The organism is Pigmentiphaga sp. MLSB6-MA01 (assembly GCF_058793475.1).
The window spans coordinates 77,899-93,186 of sequence record NZ_JBXAFV010000003.1; the positions used below are offsets into that span (position 1 = coordinate 77,899).

At 68.3% G+C, this 15,288-nt stretch carries 16 protein-coding genes; 6 read left to right on the forward strand and 10 right to left on the reverse strand.

Going from position 1 to position 15,288, the window contains the following annotated elements; translation table 11 throughout:
• Positions 1-5: 5 nt before the first annotated feature.
• Positions 6-761, reverse strand: a complete 756-nt coding sequence (locus AC1Q6E_RS05860; RefSeq protein ID WP_152797537.1) for an IclR family transcriptional regulator — start codon at positions 759-761, stop codon at positions 6-8.
• Positions 762-765: 4 nt separating this feature from the next.
• Positions 766-2,310 (reverse strand): bifunctional 3-(3-hydroxy-phenyl)propionate/3-hydroxycinnamic acid hydroxylase MhpA, encoded by a 1,545-nt coding sequence (gene mhpA, locus AC1Q6E_RS05865; protein WP_492572381.1) that lies wholly within the window; start codon positions 2,308-2,310, stop codon positions 766-768.
• Between the two features lie 138 nt (positions 2,311-2,448).
• On the opposite strand from mhpA, the gene AC1Q6E_RS05870 reads away from it, so the two are divergent.
• Entirely contained in the window at positions 2,449-3,438 is a 990-nt protein-coding gene (locus AC1Q6E_RS05870; RefSeq protein ID WP_492572382.1) for a Bug family tripartite tricarboxylate transporter substrate binding protein, read from the forward strand.
• Between the two features lie 72 nt (positions 3,439-3,510).
• Here AC1Q6E_RS05870 and AC1Q6E_RS05875 read toward each other — a convergent pair whose 3' ends face one another.
• From AC1Q6E_RS05875 to AC1Q6E_RS05900, 6 genes are read right to left on the reverse strand one after another with little or no spacing between them, the layout of a single operon-like run.
• On the reverse strand, positions 3,511-4,497 hold the full coding sequence (locus tag AC1Q6E_RS05875; protein ID WP_152797539.1) for a Bug family tripartite tricarboxylate transporter substrate binding protein: 987 nt from the start codon (positions 4,495-4,497) through the stop codon (positions 3,511-3,513).
• Positions 4,490-4,867, reverse strand: coding sequence for a chorismate mutase (locus AC1Q6E_RS05880; protein ID WP_152797540.1), 378 nt, complete (start codon positions 4,865-4,867; stop codon positions 4,490-4,492). The genes AC1Q6E_RS05875 and AC1Q6E_RS05880 overlap by 8 nt, the downstream gene beginning before the upstream one ends.
• Positions 4,868-4,899: 32 nt before the next feature.
• Complete coding sequence (locus AC1Q6E_RS05885; protein WP_152797541.1) at positions 4,900-5,211, reverse strand: non-heme iron oxygenase ferredoxin subunit; 312 nt, start codon at positions 5,209-5,211, stop codon at positions 4,900-4,902.
• 7 nt (positions 5,212-5,218) lie between these two features.
• Positions 5,219-5,692 carry an aromatic-ring-hydroxylating dioxygenase subunit beta gene (locus tag AC1Q6E_RS05890; RefSeq protein ID WP_296555618.1) on the reverse strand — a complete coding sequence of 158 codons (474 nt, stop codon included), beginning with the start codon at positions 5,690-5,692 and terminating at the stop codon, positions 5,219-5,221.
• A 19-nt stretch (positions 5,693-5,711) separates the two neighbouring features.
• Positions 5,712-6,971, reverse strand: coding sequence for an aromatic ring-hydroxylating dioxygenase subunit alpha (locus AC1Q6E_RS05895; protein WP_152797543.1), 1,260 nt, complete (start codon positions 6,969-6,971; stop codon positions 5,712-5,714).
• A 44-nt stretch (positions 6,972-7,015) separates the two neighbouring features.
• Entirely contained in the window at positions 7,016-7,999 is a 984-nt protein-coding gene (locus AC1Q6E_RS05900) for a 2Fe-2S iron-sulfur cluster-binding protein (protein WP_492572383.1), read from the reverse strand.
• A 116-nt stretch (positions 8,000-8,115) separates the two neighbouring features.
• On the opposite strand from AC1Q6E_RS05900, the gene AC1Q6E_RS05905 reads away from it, so the two are divergent.
• On the forward strand, positions 8,116-9,021 hold the full coding sequence (locus AC1Q6E_RS05905) for a LysR family transcriptional regulator (protein WP_152797545.1): 906 nt from the start codon (positions 8,116-8,118) through the stop codon (positions 9,019-9,021).
• Between the two features lie 19 nt (positions 9,022-9,040).
• Here AC1Q6E_RS05905 and AC1Q6E_RS05910 read toward each other — a convergent pair whose 3' ends face one another.
• A complete protein-coding gene (locus AC1Q6E_RS05910; RefSeq protein ID WP_296555623.1) occupies positions 9,041-9,211 on the reverse strand; it encodes a hypothetical protein in 171 nt (56 codons plus the stop codon).
• Positions 9,212-9,415: 204 nt separating this feature from the next.
• Between AC1Q6E_RS05910 and AC1Q6E_RS05915 the strand changes: the two genes are divergently transcribed.
• Positions 9,416-10,366: a ribokinase gene (locus AC1Q6E_RS05915; protein ID WP_296555624.1), complete on the forward strand. Its 951-nt coding sequence runs from the start codon at positions 9,416-9,418 to the stop codon at positions 10,364-10,366.
• Here AC1Q6E_RS05915 and AC1Q6E_RS05920 read toward each other — a convergent pair.
• Positions 10,350-11,135 (reverse strand): GntR family transcriptional regulator, encoded by a 786-nt coding sequence (locus AC1Q6E_RS05920; protein WP_152797547.1) that lies wholly within the window; start codon positions 11,133-11,135, stop codon positions 10,350-10,352. The two genes, AC1Q6E_RS05915 and AC1Q6E_RS05920, sit on opposite strands and share 17 nt — an antisense overlap.
• Before the next feature lie 133 nt (positions 11,136-11,268).
• On the opposite strand from AC1Q6E_RS05920, the gene AC1Q6E_RS05925 reads away from it, so the two are divergent.
• The 3 genes from AC1Q6E_RS05925 (at position 11,269) to AC1Q6E_RS05935 (ending at position 15,275) form a co-directional block, all read left to right on the forward strand.
• A complete protein-coding gene (locus AC1Q6E_RS05925; protein WP_152797548.1) occupies positions 11,269-12,315 on the forward strand; it encodes a phosphate/phosphite/phosphonate ABC transporter substrate-binding protein in 1,047 nt (348 codons plus the stop codon).
• Between the two features lie 73 nt (positions 12,316-12,388).
• Complete coding sequence (locus AC1Q6E_RS05930; RefSeq protein WP_492572385.1) at positions 12,389-13,819, forward strand: DUF2868 domain-containing protein; 1,431 nt, start codon at positions 12,389-12,391, stop codon at positions 13,817-13,819.
• The gene (locus tag AC1Q6E_RS05935) at positions 13,812-15,275 is read left to right on the forward strand and encodes a DUF3482 domain-containing protein (protein WP_492572386.1); all 1,464 of its coding nucleotides are present in this window, start codon (positions 13,812-13,814) and stop codon (positions 15,273-15,275) included. Before AC1Q6E_RS05930 ends, AC1Q6E_RS05935 begins: the two co-directional genes overlap by 8 nt.
• Positions 15,276-15,288: the final 13 nt, after the last annotated feature.

A 15,288-nucleotide genomic window follows, 5' to 3' on the forward strand; every position in this document is an offset into this window, starting at 1 on the left:
GGCCCTCAGCCCGCCAGTTCGTCGGCGATCCGGCCGGCGGCCTGCCTGACCAGCTGCACCACGCGCGGCACGTCCACCACGTCGATGCGCGGCATGTCTATCACCACCGACAAGGCGCCCCAGACGGCGCCGTCGGCCTTGGGTATGGGCGCCGCGATGGCTGCCAGCTGCGGCTCCAGCTCGCCCCGGGACACGTAATGGCCGGCCCGGCGGATCGCGGCGTAGTACTTCCGGAAAGCGGACCACTCGGTGGGCAGGCCGGCCCGGGCGATATCGCCGGGATGCGCGTCGAACAGCTTGCGCAGCGACGCCGGCGGGAACGACGCCAGGATGACCTTGGGCGCGCCACCGCTGAACAGCGGGCGGGGCCGCCCCCTTCCGTAGGACAAGGTCGCGGGCGCCTTGCCCATCTCGCGGTGCGTGTCCAGGATCTGCGAACCGAACCAGGCCGAGGTCACGCAATCGAAGCTGGTCTTCTCCACCAGTTCGGCCATGTGGGGAATCGCGACCTGCAGCAGCGGATCGGCCCGCCGGATGTAATAGTCCAGCACCACGATGCGCGGCCCCAGCGCGTAGCGGGAATCGCCCGCGCGCTGGAGCAGTCCCGCCTCGCCCAGCGTCTTCACGTAGCGATAGCCGGTGGGCAGGGACACATCCAGCAGCGACGCGATCTCTTCCGCGGTGCGGGTCAGGTGCTCGTCGTCGAACAGGTCCAGCACCCGCAGCATGCGCTCCAGGCTGGTGGCGGATTTTTCTTCCATGCGGTCATCGGGACAAAGCCACCTCGGCCGCGGGCAGGCGGGCCGTGATGCGCTCGAGTTCGTCGGAAGTGCGCGCCATGCCCATCAAATAGCGGTCGGGACGCAGCACGACGGCCCGGGCGCCGTGCGCATCGAGCCAGGCCGCTAGTGTACGGCCCGGGCGGTCGAGCACCGCCGCGTCCATCGCACGCCAGCGCGCCCGCGCGGCCTCTCCGGCCCCGCGCACCACGTCCGGGTCGCCGATGATCGCCATGCGGTTGCCCAGCGCCTCATCCAGCAACCTGCCGTCGTCCAGGCGCGGCTGCGGAAAAGGCTGCCCCGCGGGCGCCGGCGCATCGCCCTGCAGCCCCGGCCCCAGGACGGGCGACGGGAACTCGAAGATCTCCGGCCCGCCGGCCGGGAAACGCCGGTCGCGCTCGCGGGCCGCCTCGGGATCGGTGGTCTGGATGATGTCGCCCAGGCGCACGGCCAGTTCCACGAACGCCCGCACATGCGGCGCACGCTCGGACTCGTAGGAGTCCAGCAGCGAATCACCGGCCCGCTCGCGCAGCACCGCCTCGAGCTTCCACGCCAGGTTGGCCGCGTCGCGCATGCCGGCGCACATGCCTTGTCCCAGGAACGGCGGCGTCTGGTGCGCCGAATCGCCGGCCAGCAGCATGCGGCCCTTGCGCCAGCCATGCGCCAGCACGGAGTGGAAGGTGTAGACCACGGCGCGTTCGAGGTCGGCCTGCTCGGGAGTGACCCAGCGGCGCACGAGCTTCCACAACGCGTCCGGCCGGACCAGGGCGGCGGTGTCGTCCCCCGGCATGACCATGATCTCCCAGCGCCGGCGGCGGCCGACCACGTTGCAGTAGGTCATGGGCCGCGCGGGATCGCAGTACTGCACCGTGTGAACGGGCAAGGACGAGCCATCGTCCTTCAGGATCGCGTCGAAGACCAGCCACGGCTGGTGCAGGCCCAGGTCCTCCATCCTGCTGTCCATGGTCCTGCGCACCAGCGACCGGGCGCCGTCGCAGCCGACGACATAGCGGGCGCGCGCGGTGCCGCCTTGCGCCAGGTCCAGCTCGACCCAGTCGCCGCGTTCGCGCAGGGCCGTCACTTCGCAGCCCAGCCGGACCTCCACGCCCGCATGGCGGGCAACGCCCTCGCGCAGCACGCGCTCCAGTTCGGGCTGGTGGAAATAGTAGTTGTTGGCGCACCCGTGCGGTCCATCGTCGGCCGTGCCGCCCCGGATCAGCAGGGTCCGGCCTTCGGCGTTGATGAAATGCATGCCCTGGTTGCCGGGCCGCGCCACCTCCAGCACCGCTTCCCGCAGGCCCGCGCTCTGGAAGATACGCATGACCTCGCCGTCGAAATGGATGGCCCGCGGCAAGGGATAGACCTGGCGCTCCTTGTCCAGCACCAGCACCGACATTCCCGCCTGCCCCAGCAGGTTGGCCAGCAGCGCCCCCACCGGCCCATAGCCGACGATCGCCACGTCGGCCGTCATCGATGGACGTTCACACATGCTGGCCGGCTTGCATGCGGCATGGGAGGGTTGCACTGCCATTACTCCTCCTTTCTTTCTCTTTAAAAGAGAATAAAAGTTGATTTTTTGTTTATCGTGTGTTTTTAATATATACGAATTCTCTTATTTTGATAATAGAAAAACAAAAATTACGGACGTGATGAACCCAGGAGACGCCCCATGAATCCGCTGTTACGCCGCATCGGCCTGTCCGCCATCGGCCTGTCCGCCATCGCCCTGGCGGCCCTCGCGTCGGCCGGCGCCCACGCCGAGGACTACCCCGCGCGGGCGATCCGCATCATCGCCCCCTTCGCCGCCGGCACCGGACCCGATGCCAATGCCCGCGAGATCGCGGCCGAACTGACCAAGGTCCTGGGGCAGACAGTGTTCGTGGACAACCGCCCCGGGGCATCGGGCATCATCGGCACCGAGGCGGCCGCGCGCGCCACGCCCGACGGCTACAACCTGTACGTCGGCACCACCAGCACACTGTCGGTCGTGCCGCACCTGTACGCCAGGCTGCCGTTCGACGCCGCCAAGGATTTCACGCCGGTCAGCCTGCTCGGCATCCTGAACACGGGCCTGATCGCCACGCCCAGGCTGCCCGCCAACGACATCCGCGCCTTGCTGGCCTTGATGAAATCCAAGCCCGATGCCGTCAACGTGGCCACGCAGGGGCCGGGCAGCTACTCCCACCTGTCGGGCGAATGGTTCGGATTCAGCGCCAACGCCAAGCCCAATTTCGTGCCGTACAACAGCAACAGCCCCTACGCCGACCTGCTGGCGGGCCAGGTACAGCTGATGTTCGACGGCCTTCCCGCGGCGGCGGGCAACATCCGCGCGGGCAAGCTCAAACTGCTGGCAATCACGGGCAAGCAGCGGCACCCCACCTTTCCCGACGTGCCGACCTTCGCCGAATCGGGTATCGCGGACTTCGAACCCATCGCCTGGCAGGGGCTGCTGGCGCCGGCGGGCACCCCCAAGGCCATCGTCGACAAGCTCAGCGAAGCCATGCGCAAGGCCGCGCAGTCGCCGGAACTGGCCGAGAAATGGCGCTCGTATGGCGGGGAATTGAAGGGGAACACGCCGGCGGAATTCGCCGCGTTCATCGCGGCCGACCGCGCCAAGTGGGGCGAGGTCGTGCGCAAGGCCAACGTCAGGCTGGACTGATCCAGGCGGCGGCCGGACGCACAGCCCGCGCGGGCGCTCGAAGGAAGCACGGGCGCGGGCCCATATCCGGGCTTACTGCCCCTTCAACCCCAGCTTCCTGATCAGCGGCGCCCAGCGTTTGAGCTCGTCGTCCATATAGCGGCGGAACGCCTGCGGCGTCGTGGCGGCGGGTTCCATGTACTGCGTCTCGAGCTTCTTGCGGACCTCGGGGTCCTTCAGCGCCGTGATCAACGCGTCGGACAGCTTCTTCTGGATGTCGGCCGGCACCTTGGACGAAACGACGAAGCCGATCCAGGCCGAGCCCTCGATACCGGGCACGCCGGCCTCGCCCAGGGTGGGAATGTCGGGCAGCAGGGCCGAGCGACTGGACGAGGTCACCGCCAGGGCCTTGAGCCGTCCGTCCTTCACCATGGGCATGACGGCGATCGGCGGCAGCGCGCCGAACTGGGTGTCGCCCGACAGCAGCGAGGTCAGCGCGGCGGGGGACGACGGATAGGGCGCGTGCACCGCCTTGGCGCCGATCTGCTGCAGCATCAGCTCCACCGACAGGTGCGAGACCGTGCCGGCGCCGGTGGACGGGAAGTTGTACTTGTCCGGGTTCTTCTTGAGCATGTCCAGCAACTGCGCCACGTTGGCGATGCCCGACGACGCCGGCACCACCAGCACGTTGGGCTGGTGCACCGCCAGGGTCAGCGGCGCGATGTCCCTGGCGGGATCGTAGGGCAGCGAATCGAACAACACCGTGTTGTTGACCAGCGGGCCGGTAATGGACACGCCGAAGGTATAGCCGTCCGGCTGCGCCTTGGCGATGGCATTGGTACCGATGTTGCCGCTGGCGCCGGGACGGTTCTCGACCACCACGGTCTGGCCCAGCAGGCCGCCCAGGCGGTCGCCCACCACGCGCGCGACCTGGTCGGGACTGGACCCGGGCCCGAACGGCACGATCAGTTTCAGCGGATGAGCCGGCCAGGCCTGCGCCTGGGCGGCGAGCGGCAGCACGCAGGCCGCCAGCGCCGCCATCATTCCCCGCGCCGCGGCGCGCTTCCATTCCTTATGCATCTCCGTCCTCCGTGCTGGTCATTCTGTCGTGGTACTTCTGCTCGACGGCGATGAACGCGGCCACCATCGCCCGGTAGCCGGCATCCACCACGTCCTCCAGGCCTTCGAATCCCCGGTTGTGGCGCGTGGCCAGCGCGCGCACCTTGGCGAACACCTCGGCCTGGCGCGCCGGGGCGCTGACCTGGAAGGCGTCCTTCTTGAAGCGCGCGGCATCCTTCACGTACATGGCGCGCTGCGCCAGCAGCGCCACGATCTCGTCGTCGAGCCGGTCGATGTTGGCGCGGACCCCGGCCAACGTCGCGCACAGCGGCCGGTACGCCGGATCGGTATAGGCCCGTAGCGGGCGGCCCGTCTGGTCAGGCTCCTGCATGCATGTCTCCTTGTCGCGAATACGGCACCGGGCTAGCTCAGTTGCAGCCAGATACGCCCTCCCTCGACCTTGAGGGGGTAGGTCTTGATGTCTTCGGTCAACGGCGCGCACATGGCCTTGCCGTTGCGCACGTCGAACCGGCCCTGGTGCAGCGGGCATTCGATCTCGCCCCCTTCCAGGAAGCCATCGCACAGGCGTGCGTGGCCGTGCGTACAGATATTGTCGGTAGCGTAGAACGCTCCCTCCACGCTGTACAGCGCCAGGTCCTTGCCCGCCGCCTGCACGCCGATCACGTCATCTTCCGGTACGTCGTCCGTCGCCGCCACATCGGTCCAGTCAGCCATGCTTGCCTCAAATGGGATAGATCAGGGAATTGGGAATCATCTCGGTATCGAACACACACACGCGCGACGCGAACTTCAGCCCCTCCGGGGTGCGCCGTATGCGGTCGATGTAGCGGCCCACGTTGAATACCGTGGACTCGCCGGTCAGCTTGGTGCGGAACACGGCGTAGTTGGCCTCCACGTGCAGCTCGCCATCCTCGTCCTTCAGGATGCGCGGCAGGCCGCACACGTGCCGCTGGTAATAGGGATCGTGGAACAAGGTCTCGCTGATGCCGTACACGCGGTCTTTCAGCATGCCCTTGCTGATCAGGTAGAGCGTGGCCAGCGGCAGTCCGCGGTCGAAGTTCTCGCGCGGCTGGATCTTGTATTCGCACTCGTCCAGGAAGAAATCGGGCCACGCCGCCCATTGCCGGCTGTCCACGACCGCCGCGTAATCGGCGTGCAGGCGGGCCACTTCCAGGTAGGTCTGCAAATCGTTCATGTTCGTTTCTCCAGGCCCCTCAGACATCCATCACCTGTCGCCAGTATTCGTACATGCCGCGGATCAGCGTCTCGGTCACCATGTGGTCCGTGTTCTCGACGCCCGTCCCGCCCAGTTCCGCCAGGGCGCGGTGATAAGGCTTCTGCTCGAAGCCGCTTTGCGAGAACTCGATGACCTCGCCGTCGTCGGCCGAGACGAACCCCGCCGGGCCGAACAGGTTGGCCTGGACCAGGCGGCGCTGGATCATCTCCGGCGTATCGTCCTCGAAGGCGAAGTGCGTCCAGACGAAGTCGAACGAACCATGCCCGTTCGGCTGGATGTGCCGCGTGGATACGCTGTTGACCTGCTGCTGGAAGATCACGCTGGGGAAGATCGTCATCATCACGGCGGTGGGTTCGCCCCACCACGGCTCGTGGACGATGTCGAGCAGGCGCTTGTCGTTGATCTCCATCGTCTCCTTGAAGCTGGTCACGCCGGCTGTGACCTCGGACTTCACGCCCGCCGAGCCGCGCGTGGAGATCATGGCGGCATGGCGGAACCGGTCGTCCATCTTCAGTTCGGACTTGTTGTCCGCGCGCCAGAGGCCGTAGGTGATGAACCAGGTATGCAGCAGGCCCGGGTGGTACGGATCCTTGATGTTCTCCTGCATCAGCTTCCAGTTGCCCGGGATGCGCTGGCGGTTGTAGCCCAGCAGCTTGAGCTTGCGGCCATTGAACAGGCGGTCGAAGTAGCCCAGGATGACCGGGCCCAGGAACTCCTCCAGCGACGGCACGCCGTGGTCGAACGAGGCGAACACGACGCCGCCGCGGGTGGCGACCTTGAGCTTGTTCAGGTTGTTGTCGGCGGTCTTGAAGTCGGCCGGCATGCCGCCGTTCACCTTGCCGCCCTGCTTGACCCCGCGACGGAACGGCACGCCCTGCAGGTCACCCTTGAGCGTGTAGTTCCACTGGTGATAGGGACAGACGAGTTCCTTGCGGTTGCCGCTACGCTCGCGGCAGAACTGCATGCCCCGGTGCGCGCAGACGTTCTCGATCACGTGGATGGTCTCGTCCTCGGCGCGGGTCATGATGACCGAGCGCTCGCCCACCACGGTGCGCTTGAAGTCGCCCGGGTCGGGGATCTCGGCCTCCAGGCCGACGTAGTTCCAATGGCCCGAATAGAAGAAGCGCTCCAGCTCCTTCTTGTAGAGCGACTCGTCGGTATAGGCCCAGAACGGGATGCGGCTGGAACCGCTGTCCTTCCATTCGAGTTCGCGCGGGAAAACGGTGGTTTCGCCCATGCTTGCCTCCTTGTCGTGATGGTTGGGATCGCGCGCGGGCGCGGTCAATCGCTGCTTGCGTAGAAAGCGTCGGCGTAGACGTGGTCGGCGGACAGGCCCTTGCGCGCCAGCACCAGGGCGGCGGCGTCGACCATGGGCGGCGCTCCGCACAGGTAGGCGCGCCAGCCCGCCAGGCTGGCCCAGTCGGCATCGACCGCGTCCGTCACCAGGCCGCTGCGGTGTCCCGGCAGTTCGGCCCCGGCCGCCACGACGACGTGCACGTGCAGATTGTCATGCCGGGCCGCCAGCCCGTCGAGCCAGGACTTGCCGTAGACGTCCTGCTCGGAACGCACGCCGAAGTACAGGTGGATGTCGTTGCGCATGTCCGCCTCGAGCGCGCCGCGCACGATGGACAGCACCGGCGCCAGCCCGGTCCCGCCGGCCACGCACAGCATCGGGCCGGCGTGCTTGCGGCGCAGGTAGGCCGTGCCCAGCGGGCCGCTGACGCGCACCGGGTCGCCCGCCTTCAATCGGGTGTCGATATAGCCCGAGACGCGCCCTTCCGGCACCACGCGTACGTGGAACTCCAGCTCGTTGCCGCTCAGGCAGGCCATGGAGTACGGCCGGATGTGCCCGGGCGTGAATTGCAGCGTCGCGTACTGGCCAGGCGAAAATTCCAGCGGCTTGGCCGATCGCAGGACCACGCGGCGGATGTCGTGGGTGACGGCCTCGATGCTGGCCACCGACGCCTTGAGCACCCTGGCCGGATGCACCACCAGTTCGTCGACCTCGGGGATCTCGATGATGCAGTTGTCCGTCAGCACGCTCATGCAGGCCAGCACGTAGCGGCCATCGTGCGGGTTGGTGAGCTTGGCCTCGCGGCCCGACTCCAGCACGCCGCCGTCCAGCACCTTGCATCGACAGGTGCCGCAACGGCCGGCCATGCAGCTGTAAGAGACCGGCACGTCGTTGCTGCGCAGCGTCTGGAGCAGGTTCGCGCCGGGCTCCACCGCCAGCGAGCGGCCCATGGGCTGAACGACCAATTCCATGTATGTCTCGCGTCTTGGAGTAGTTGTACTTGTCGACGAAAGTATAGGAAGCGGTCGATTATTTATATATAGAATATCGTGAATAGACTCAATCACCAGCGTGAATGGTGACGCCCATGGAACTGAAAGACATCGACCTGAACCTGCTGGTGGTCTTCAATCAGATGCTGATGGAACGCAAGGTATCGGGCGCGGCCGAGAAGCTCGGGCTGACGCAGCCCGCGGTCAGCAACGCCCTCAACCGGCTGCGCAAGCTGCTGGGCGACGACCTGTTCCTGCGTACCACGCGCGGCATGGAACCCACCCCCTACGCGCGGCAACTGGCCGAACCCATCGCCTACGCGCTGGGCACCATCCAGGACACGCTGAACTTCCGCAGCAGCTTCGATCCGGCGGGCAGCGCGCGTACCTTCACGGTGGGCATGACGGACATCGGCGAGATCTATTTCCTGCCCAGGCTGATGGAGGCCACCGCCCGCATCGCGCCCGGCGTGTCGATCAACACGGTGCGCAACACCGCGGTCAACCTCAGGGACGAGATGGAGAGCGGCCACGTGGACCTGGCCATCGGGTTGCTGCCGCAGCTCAATGCCGGTTTTTTCCAGCGCCGGCTGTTCACGCAGCAATACGTCTGCATGTTCCGGCGCGGGCACGAGCTGGACGGCCGCAAGCTCACGCTGGATGCGTTCCGCAAGGCCGACCACGTGGTGGCGGTGTCGGCCGGCACCGGACATGGCATCGTCGATGAATTCATGAAGAAGAAAGGCGTGCAGCGCAAGGTGCGCCTGACCGTGCCGCACTTCGTGGCGATCGGCCATATCCTGCAATCGACCGACATGATCGCCACCGTGCCCGAGCGCTACGCGGCCGAGTGCCTGGAGCCGTTCAAGCTGACGGCGGTGAAACATCCGGTGGCGCTGCCCCGGATAGGCATCAATCTGTTCTGGCACGCGAAGTTCCATCGCGAGCCGTCCAACCAATGGCTGCGCGGCCTCATCTTCGACCAGTTCTCGGACAAGTGAGGCCGCACGCGGTCCGGGGTTATTTCCGGGCCGTTTCTACCTTGGCGTGGTGGTGGGAGGAAGATGCGACATCCTGCCGGGTCTCGTCATCCTTGTCCGAGCCGTTGAACAGCATCAGGAGCCTGACCAGGACATATATGACGGCCACCGTTGCCGCGATGATGCCGATAAAGACCAGAAATGTTGCCATGGCGAGTCCTCCTATTGTGAACCTTCAGTCTAATGTCGGCACTCCCGCCGCGACCGTCGCGACGGTTACTATCCGGAAAGGAGCCATCCGCCGCTCACGCCCGTCATACATGCGATTCGGGCACCACGGGTCATTACAAAGTCGTAATGCAAGGCGCGCAGGCGCCGGACCGGGCTAACCTCCCCGCAACACGAGGACTCGAACATGTCCGACACACCGCCGCGCATCGTCGTCCTGGGCAGTTTCATGCAGGCCTGCTGCTGGAGCGTGGAACGGCTGCCCAGGCAGAGCGAGACACTGCGGGCCACGACCTTCAGCACGGAAGCCGCGGGCAAGGGCCTGAGCGTGGCCGTTGGGTGCCATCGGCTGGGCGCCCAGGTCGATTTGCTGATGGCGATCGGCAACGACGCGCCGGCCGACCGGTTGCTGGCCTGGCTGCGCGACGAAGGGCTGGACGACAGGCTGGTCGGCCGGTTCGACCAGCCCTCGGGCCATGGCGCCGGTTTCGTCGACGCCAATGGCGACAACCAGATCGTCGTGCACCCCGGCGCCAACGAAGCACTGGGCACCAGCCGGATCGCCGCGGCGGACGACGAGATCGCCGCGGCCGGCCTGCTCTACGCCCAGCTCGAAGTCCCGCTCGCCACGGTGCGCGCCGCGCTGGCTCGGGCACGCTCGCACGGCGTCCTGGCGGTCCTGAATCCCTCCCCCTGGCAAGCCCTGCCGGACGAGATCCTGGCATGCGCCGACATCCTGGTCGTCAACACCGGCGAAGCGGAAGCGCTGCTGGAGTGCGCGCTGCCCGGCGGCCGCGACGAGCGCCTGCAGAGGGTCGCCTCGGCCTTGCCCGCGCTGTGGCGCCGCTGGCCTGGCAACTGGCTGGTGGTCACCCTGGGAGACCAGGGCAGCGCCGCGTGGGGCCGCGACGGCGCCCATTGCGTGGCCGCGCCCTTCCCCACGCGCGCGGTCGGGACCATAGGCGCGGGCGATGCGTTCAGCGCGGGCCTGTGCTGGTCGCTGGCCGGCGGACGAAGCATGGCGGACGCGCTGGAGACGGCCAACGCATGCGGCGCATGGTCGGTGGCACGCCCCGGCATCCTGGCCGCGCTGCCAGATCGCGCCGCGCTCGGAACCATGCTCAGGACCGCAGCTTGAGCCGGTAGATGTAGGCATCGCCGCGAAACGTGCCTTCCACGTATTCGACCAGCGTGTTCTGGGCCGAATGGGACCGCCGCTTCAGCAGCAGGCAGGGTCCGGGCTGGGAAAAGCCGAACACCTCGCCCTCTTCCGGTGAACTGAGCACGGCCTCGACCGACTGGTCGGCCCAGGCCAGCTCGATGCCGCAATGTTCGCGCAGGTAGGCATAGGCCGACCCATCGCCGTCCCACGCCGCCAATGCCGGCGCCACGGCCAGGTCGTACCAGGCGACTTCGCGGGACATGGGCGCCTCGTCCGCCAGGCGCACGCGTATCAGTTTCAGGAACTCGGCATTCGAAGGCCGTCCGAAAATGGACGCCGCCATGCGGTCCTGGACCACGGCCCGCTCCAGGACCCGGGTCGAGGGCGCCAGCCCCAGTTCCCGCATTTCCTCGGTGAAACCCTTGAGCCGCTGCATGGCGGGCGATACGCGGGGGGCCGCCTTGACCACGGTGCCGCCACGCCCCTGGGAACTGGCCACCGCCTGGGCATCGCGCAAGGCGTCATAGCAGCGCTTGATGGTCGTGCGGCTGAGGTTCAGTGCCTGGGCCAGCACACGCTCGGACGGCAGCCCATGGCCGGGGCGCAGCTCACCGCCGTCGATCAGCGCCTGGATCTGGCGCTGCAACTGGAGGTAGTACGGCGTGGTGACGGTGTCGTGCAGGCGCAGCCGCGAAAGCAGCAACTCCAATACCGGATCGGCCGGGGCGGGAGCTTGCAGGGGCATGGGCAGAAAGAGGGCTCCGAAGGGAATATTGTGACGCGCCTTGCAATGGACACAAAAAAAGAATCCAATTACAGGAAAAGAAGATACCAAAAATAAATCCATAAGCACAGACCCGATTCATCAGGACGTACCCATGCCTGTCTTTCGCCGTCCGCCGCGGCCGCCTCTCCGGTCCGTGGTGCCCGCCCTTCTGCGCCTGATGGCGCTGGGGCTGGTGGCGGCCGCCTCCGCCGTCCACGGCCAGCCACTCAGTCTGGGCGTGCTGCCGGTCGAAGGCCCGCTGGAAACCCGCAACGATTGGGTGCCGCTCGTCACGGACCTGTCCCGGGCGCTCGGCCAGCCGGCCCGGCTGCTCACCCCGACGTCCTACGACGCCATGGCCTCGGCCTTGCAGCAGGGCGACATCGACCTGACGATGCTGTCGGGCCAGCTGGCCATCGACGCCGTCACCCGCTATGGCATGACGGTGGTCGCCCGCGGCCTGCCGGCCGACGCCGACCGCCACCGCACCTTGCTCATCGTCCGGCGTGGCGCCACGCCCGCCACGCTGGACCAGATGCTGGCGCTGCCGGCCAAATGGCGCCTGGCGCGGGGCGAGGTCCGGTCCTTCTCGGGATATCTGGTGCCTCAGCTCCAGTTGTTCCTGCCTCGCGGACTGCGCATGGAAGCCTTCTTCGCGACCGAAGTCCAGGGCAGCCACCAGACCAACGCACTGGCGGTCGCCAACGGCGAGGCCGACGTGGGCCTGACCACCGGTTCCGACCTGGCGCGCTTCAAGGAACGCTTTCCGATGGAGTACGCGCGCCTGGCCGTACTGTGGCGGTCGGATCCGTTGCCCGCCCCGCTGGTCGTGGCCCGGCGCGCGCTGCCGGAAGCCGTGCGGGCGCGCCTGGCCGCCCACCTGGCCGCCCTGGGCCAGACGCGTCCGGGCCAGGAACAACTGGCCCGGCACGACCTGGCGGGATTCGAAGCGGCGGGCGACGCCGCACTGCTGGACAACGCCTCTCTCGTATACCGCTTCGACCGGCAAAGCGCGCTGCAAGGCAGTTGGACCGACGAATCGGCGCGACGGGCGCGGCTGGCGCGCATCGAGCAGGAATACGCATCCCTGCGCGCGACGCTGGATGCCCCGCCACGGCGCCGGGCCTACGCCATGCCCACGTCCTCCCCCCCGCGGTGAGCGGCGGCCGGCGCGACCTCCGGGCGCCGATTCCTATATAGTCTGTCGGCTTGGAAAACCGATCAGGACGCCGATGGACGAACGAGCGGCCAGGGAGGTGGTTCTGGCTCATGCCATAGAAACCACCGACGACGAACACCAGTTGCTGCGCGCCGAGGAAGGCCGCGAGGCCAGCCTGAGCGCCCGCAACCTGTGCGGACTGCAAGGCGGCCGCGACGCCGGGCGGGACCCTGCCGGCAGTTTCCTCCAGATCCGCGCGGCCCTGCTGCTCGATGGACTGGAACGGCGCGTGCCGGCGCTCAAGGCCATGCGCCATCCCCCACGCCTGATCGGCCCGGCCGGCTGGCTCGTCCCCGTGGCCGGCTTCCTGGCCGGGGCGCTGACCGAACGCATCGCCAACCCGCACCGCATGGACCTGCTGTCGCCGCCGCTGCTGGGCGTGCTGGGCTGGAATCTGCTGATGTACGCGATCCTGGTCGTGTCCGCCGCGGTGCCGCCGCTGCGGCGGCGGGGAGCCGCGCTGTTCGCGCGGCCGTGGCTTCCCGACGGCTGGCGCTGGCCCCGGCGCCGGGCGCCCTCCGCGCTGGCCGCCGCCGGCGCGCGCTTCGCGATCGACTGGCAGCGCCTTGCCGCGCCGCTCCACCTCGCGCGCGGCAAACGCATCCTGCATCTTTCAGCCGCGCTGTTCGGCGCCGGCGTCGCCTTGTCTCTGTATGCGCGCGGCCTGACCGTCGAGTATCGCGTCGGCTGGGAAAGCACCTTCCTCGATGCCGGGCAGGTACATGCGATCCTGAGCGTACTGTTCGCACCGGCGGTCTGGCTGTTCCAATTGCCGGGCTTCACGCCGGCGGAAGTCGCCGCGCTCCGGTTCGACGCCGCCGGCTCCGTTGCCGGCGGCGCCCGCTGGGTCCACCTGTACGCGGCGCTGCTGGCCATCGTGATCGTGATCCCGCGCCTGCTGCTGGCGGCGGTGTCGCGCTGGAAGGAAACGCACTTGCGCGCGGACTTCCCCCTGGACCTCGGCCTGCCCTACTACCGCAAGCTGCTGGGTTCGCTCAGCCCCGTACCGCTGCGACTGCGCGTCATCCCCTACAGTTTCGCCATCGACGAGACGCGCGGCCAGGCCCTGCAGGCGGTGGCGCGCTCCATGCTGGGCGATACCGCCCAGGCCGTGGTGCAGCCGGCCTTGGACTATGGCGCCGACCCGGAGGACATGCCCTCGCCGGACGCCGCAGGCGAGCCGGCCACCGTCACCGCCGCGCTGGTGAACCTGTCCGCCACGCCTGAAGCCGAGAACCACGGCACCTTTCTCGATCATCTGGCGCGCGCCCTGCCCGGCAAGGTCGTGCTGGCCGTCGACCAGTCAGCCTACGCGGCACGCCTGGACGGCCAGGCCGGCGCCGACCGCCGCCTGGAAGAACGCAGGCGCCTGTGGCAGGATTTCGGCTCGCTGCACAAGGTACCGGTCACTTTCATCGATCTGCGCCACCCTCCCGATGCCTGACAAACCCGCCCGCATACAACTCTGCCTGGTCTCGCACACCAACGCCGGCAAGACGACGCTGGCCCGCACCCTGCTGGGCGCGGACGTGGGTGAAGTCCGTGACGCGGCCCACGTCACGCAGACCGCCGATGCCTACCGCCTGTTCGCTACCGACGATGGCGACGAACTGTATCTGTGGGATACCCCGGGCTTCGGCGACTCCGCGCGGCTGGCCAGGCGGCTGGAGATGGCGGGCAACCCGGTCGGCTGGTTCCTGACCGAGGTCTGGGACCGGGTCGGCGACCGCGCATTCTGGCTCAGCCAGCGCGCGCTGCGGGCCGCGCGCGACAACGCGGACGTGGTGCTGTATCTCGTCAATGCCTCCGAGGATCCTCAGGACGCGGGCTATGTCCCGCCCGAGATGCAGATACTCCAGTGGCTGGGCAAACCCGTGGTGGTGCTGCTCAATCAGATGGGGCCACCCCGCCCCGCCCCCCGCGAGCAGGAAGACGTCTCGCGCTGGACGGAGCATCTGCGGCCCTACGGCGTGGTGCGCCAGGTCGTGCCGCTGGATGCCTTCGCCCGCAGCTGGGTGCACGAACGCGTGCTGTTCGACGCCATCCGCGCCTGCCTGCCGGCGGCCGCCCAGCCCGGCTGCGCCCGGCTGGCCGCCGCCTGGGACAAGCGCAACCTCGACCGCTTCCACCAGTCCATGGGCCTGATCGCGGGGCAGATCGTCGAGGCCGCGCGCGACGCCGAAGCCGTGGGCGATGCCTCGGCGATCCGGTCGGCGCTGGGCACCCTGGGCCTGGCCCGTTCCGCGTCGGACGGCACCCGGGACCAGGCCATGGCCGCCATCACCACGCGCCTGTCGCGCGCCGGCGCCCGGACCACCGCCCGGCTGCTGGCGCTGCATGGACTCCAGGGCAACGCGGCGGCCCCGCTGAACCAGCGGCTGCGCGAGAACTTCGCCTTCAGCGCGCCGGTGGACGTGAAACAGGCGGGACTGCTGGGCGCCATCGCCTCGGGTGCCGCCACCGGGGCGTCGGCCGATCTCCTGGCCGGTGGCCTGACCCTGGGCGGCGGAATGCTGGTGGGCGCCGTCGTCGGCGCGGCCACGTTCGCCGGCGCGGCATGGGGCATCAACAAGGCCAAGGGCACCGAACACGCCACGGCCCGTCTGACGGACGAATTCCTGCACGCGCTGGTGGTGGCGGACCTGCTGCGCTATCTCGCCATCATCCACTTCGGCCGTGGGCGGGGCGATTACGTCGAAGGCGAGGCGCCGGCATTCTGGCGCGACGAGGTCATGGAAGTCGTCCAGGCCCGGGACGCCGCGCTGCAGCGCGTCTGGGCCCGCGCGCGCCAGGACGCCGAGCCACAGCCCGCCATCGCGGAACTGGCGAACGTGCTCGAGGACGCCTGCCAGCAGATCCTGCGCAAGCTCTACCCCGGGGCGCCCGCCCCCGGGCGCTGACGCCGCCCGCCGC

What these genes read in the sequence shown, in the direction of transcription:
- AC1Q6E_RS05905 (WP_152797545.1), top strand. Translation starts at nt 8,116, where the DNA reads ATGGAACTGAAAGACATCGACCTGAACCTGCTGGTGGTCTTCAATCAG.
- AC1Q6E_RS05880 (WP_152797540.1), bottom strand. Translation starts at nt 4,867, where the DNA reads ATGCAGGAGCCTGACCAGACGGGCCGCCCGCTACGGGCCTATACCGAT.
- AC1Q6E_RS05925 (WP_152797548.1), top strand. Translation starts at nt 11,269, where the DNA reads ATGCCTGTCTTTCGCCGTCCGCCGCGGCCGCCTCTCCGGTCCGTGGTG.
- AC1Q6E_RS05885 (WP_152797541.1), bottom strand. Translation starts at nt 5,211, where the DNA reads ATGGCTGACTGGACCGATGTGGCGGCGACGGACGACGTACCGGAAGAT.
- AC1Q6E_RS05935 (WP_492572386.1), top strand. Translation starts at nt 13,812, where the DNA reads ATGCCTGACAAACCCGCCCGCATACAACTCTGCCTGGTCTCGCACACC.
- AC1Q6E_RS05920 (WP_152797547.1), bottom strand. Translation starts at nt 11,135, where the DNA reads ATGCCCCTGCAAGCTCCCGCCCCGGCCGATCCGGTATTGGAGTTGCTG.
- AC1Q6E_RS05870 (WP_492572382.1), top strand. Translation starts at nt 2,449, where the DNA reads ATGAATCCGCTGTTACGCCGCATCGGCCTGTCCGCCATCGGCCTGTCC.
- AC1Q6E_RS05915 (WP_296555624.1), top strand. Translation starts at nt 9,416, where the DNA reads ATGTCCGACACACCGCCGCGCATCGTCGTCCTGGGCAGTTTCATGCAG.
- mhpA (WP_492572381.1), bottom strand. Translation starts at nt 2,310, where the DNA reads ATGGCAGTGCAACCCTCCCATGCCGCATGCAAGCCGGCCAGCATGTGT.
- AC1Q6E_RS05860 (WP_152797537.1), bottom strand. Translation starts at nt 761, where the DNA reads ATGGAAGAAAAATCCGCCACCAGCCTGGAGCGCATGCTGCGGGTGCTG.
- AC1Q6E_RS05890 (WP_296555618.1), bottom strand. Translation starts at nt 5,692, where the DNA reads ATGAACGATTTGCAGACCTACCTGGAAGTGGCCCGCCTGCACGCCGAT.
- AC1Q6E_RS05875 (WP_152797539.1), bottom strand. Translation starts at nt 4,497, where the DNA reads ATGCATAAGGAATGGAAGCGCGCCGCGGCGCGGGGAATGATGGCGGCG.
- AC1Q6E_RS05900 (WP_492572383.1), bottom strand. Translation starts at nt 7,999, where the DNA reads ATGGAATTGGTCGTTCAGCCCATGGGCCGCTCGCTGGCGGTGGAGCCC.
- AC1Q6E_RS05895 (WP_152797543.1), bottom strand. Translation starts at nt 6,971, where the DNA reads ATGGGCGAAACCACCGTTTTCCCGCGCGAACTCGAATGGAAGGACAGC.
- AC1Q6E_RS05910 (WP_296555623.1), bottom strand. Translation starts at nt 9,211, where the DNA reads ATGGCAACATTTCTGGTCTTTATCGGCATCATCGCGGCAACGGTGGCC.
- AC1Q6E_RS05930 (WP_492572385.1), top strand. Translation starts at nt 12,389, where the DNA reads ATGGACGAACGAGCGGCCAGGGAGGTGGTTCTGGCTCATGCCATAGAA.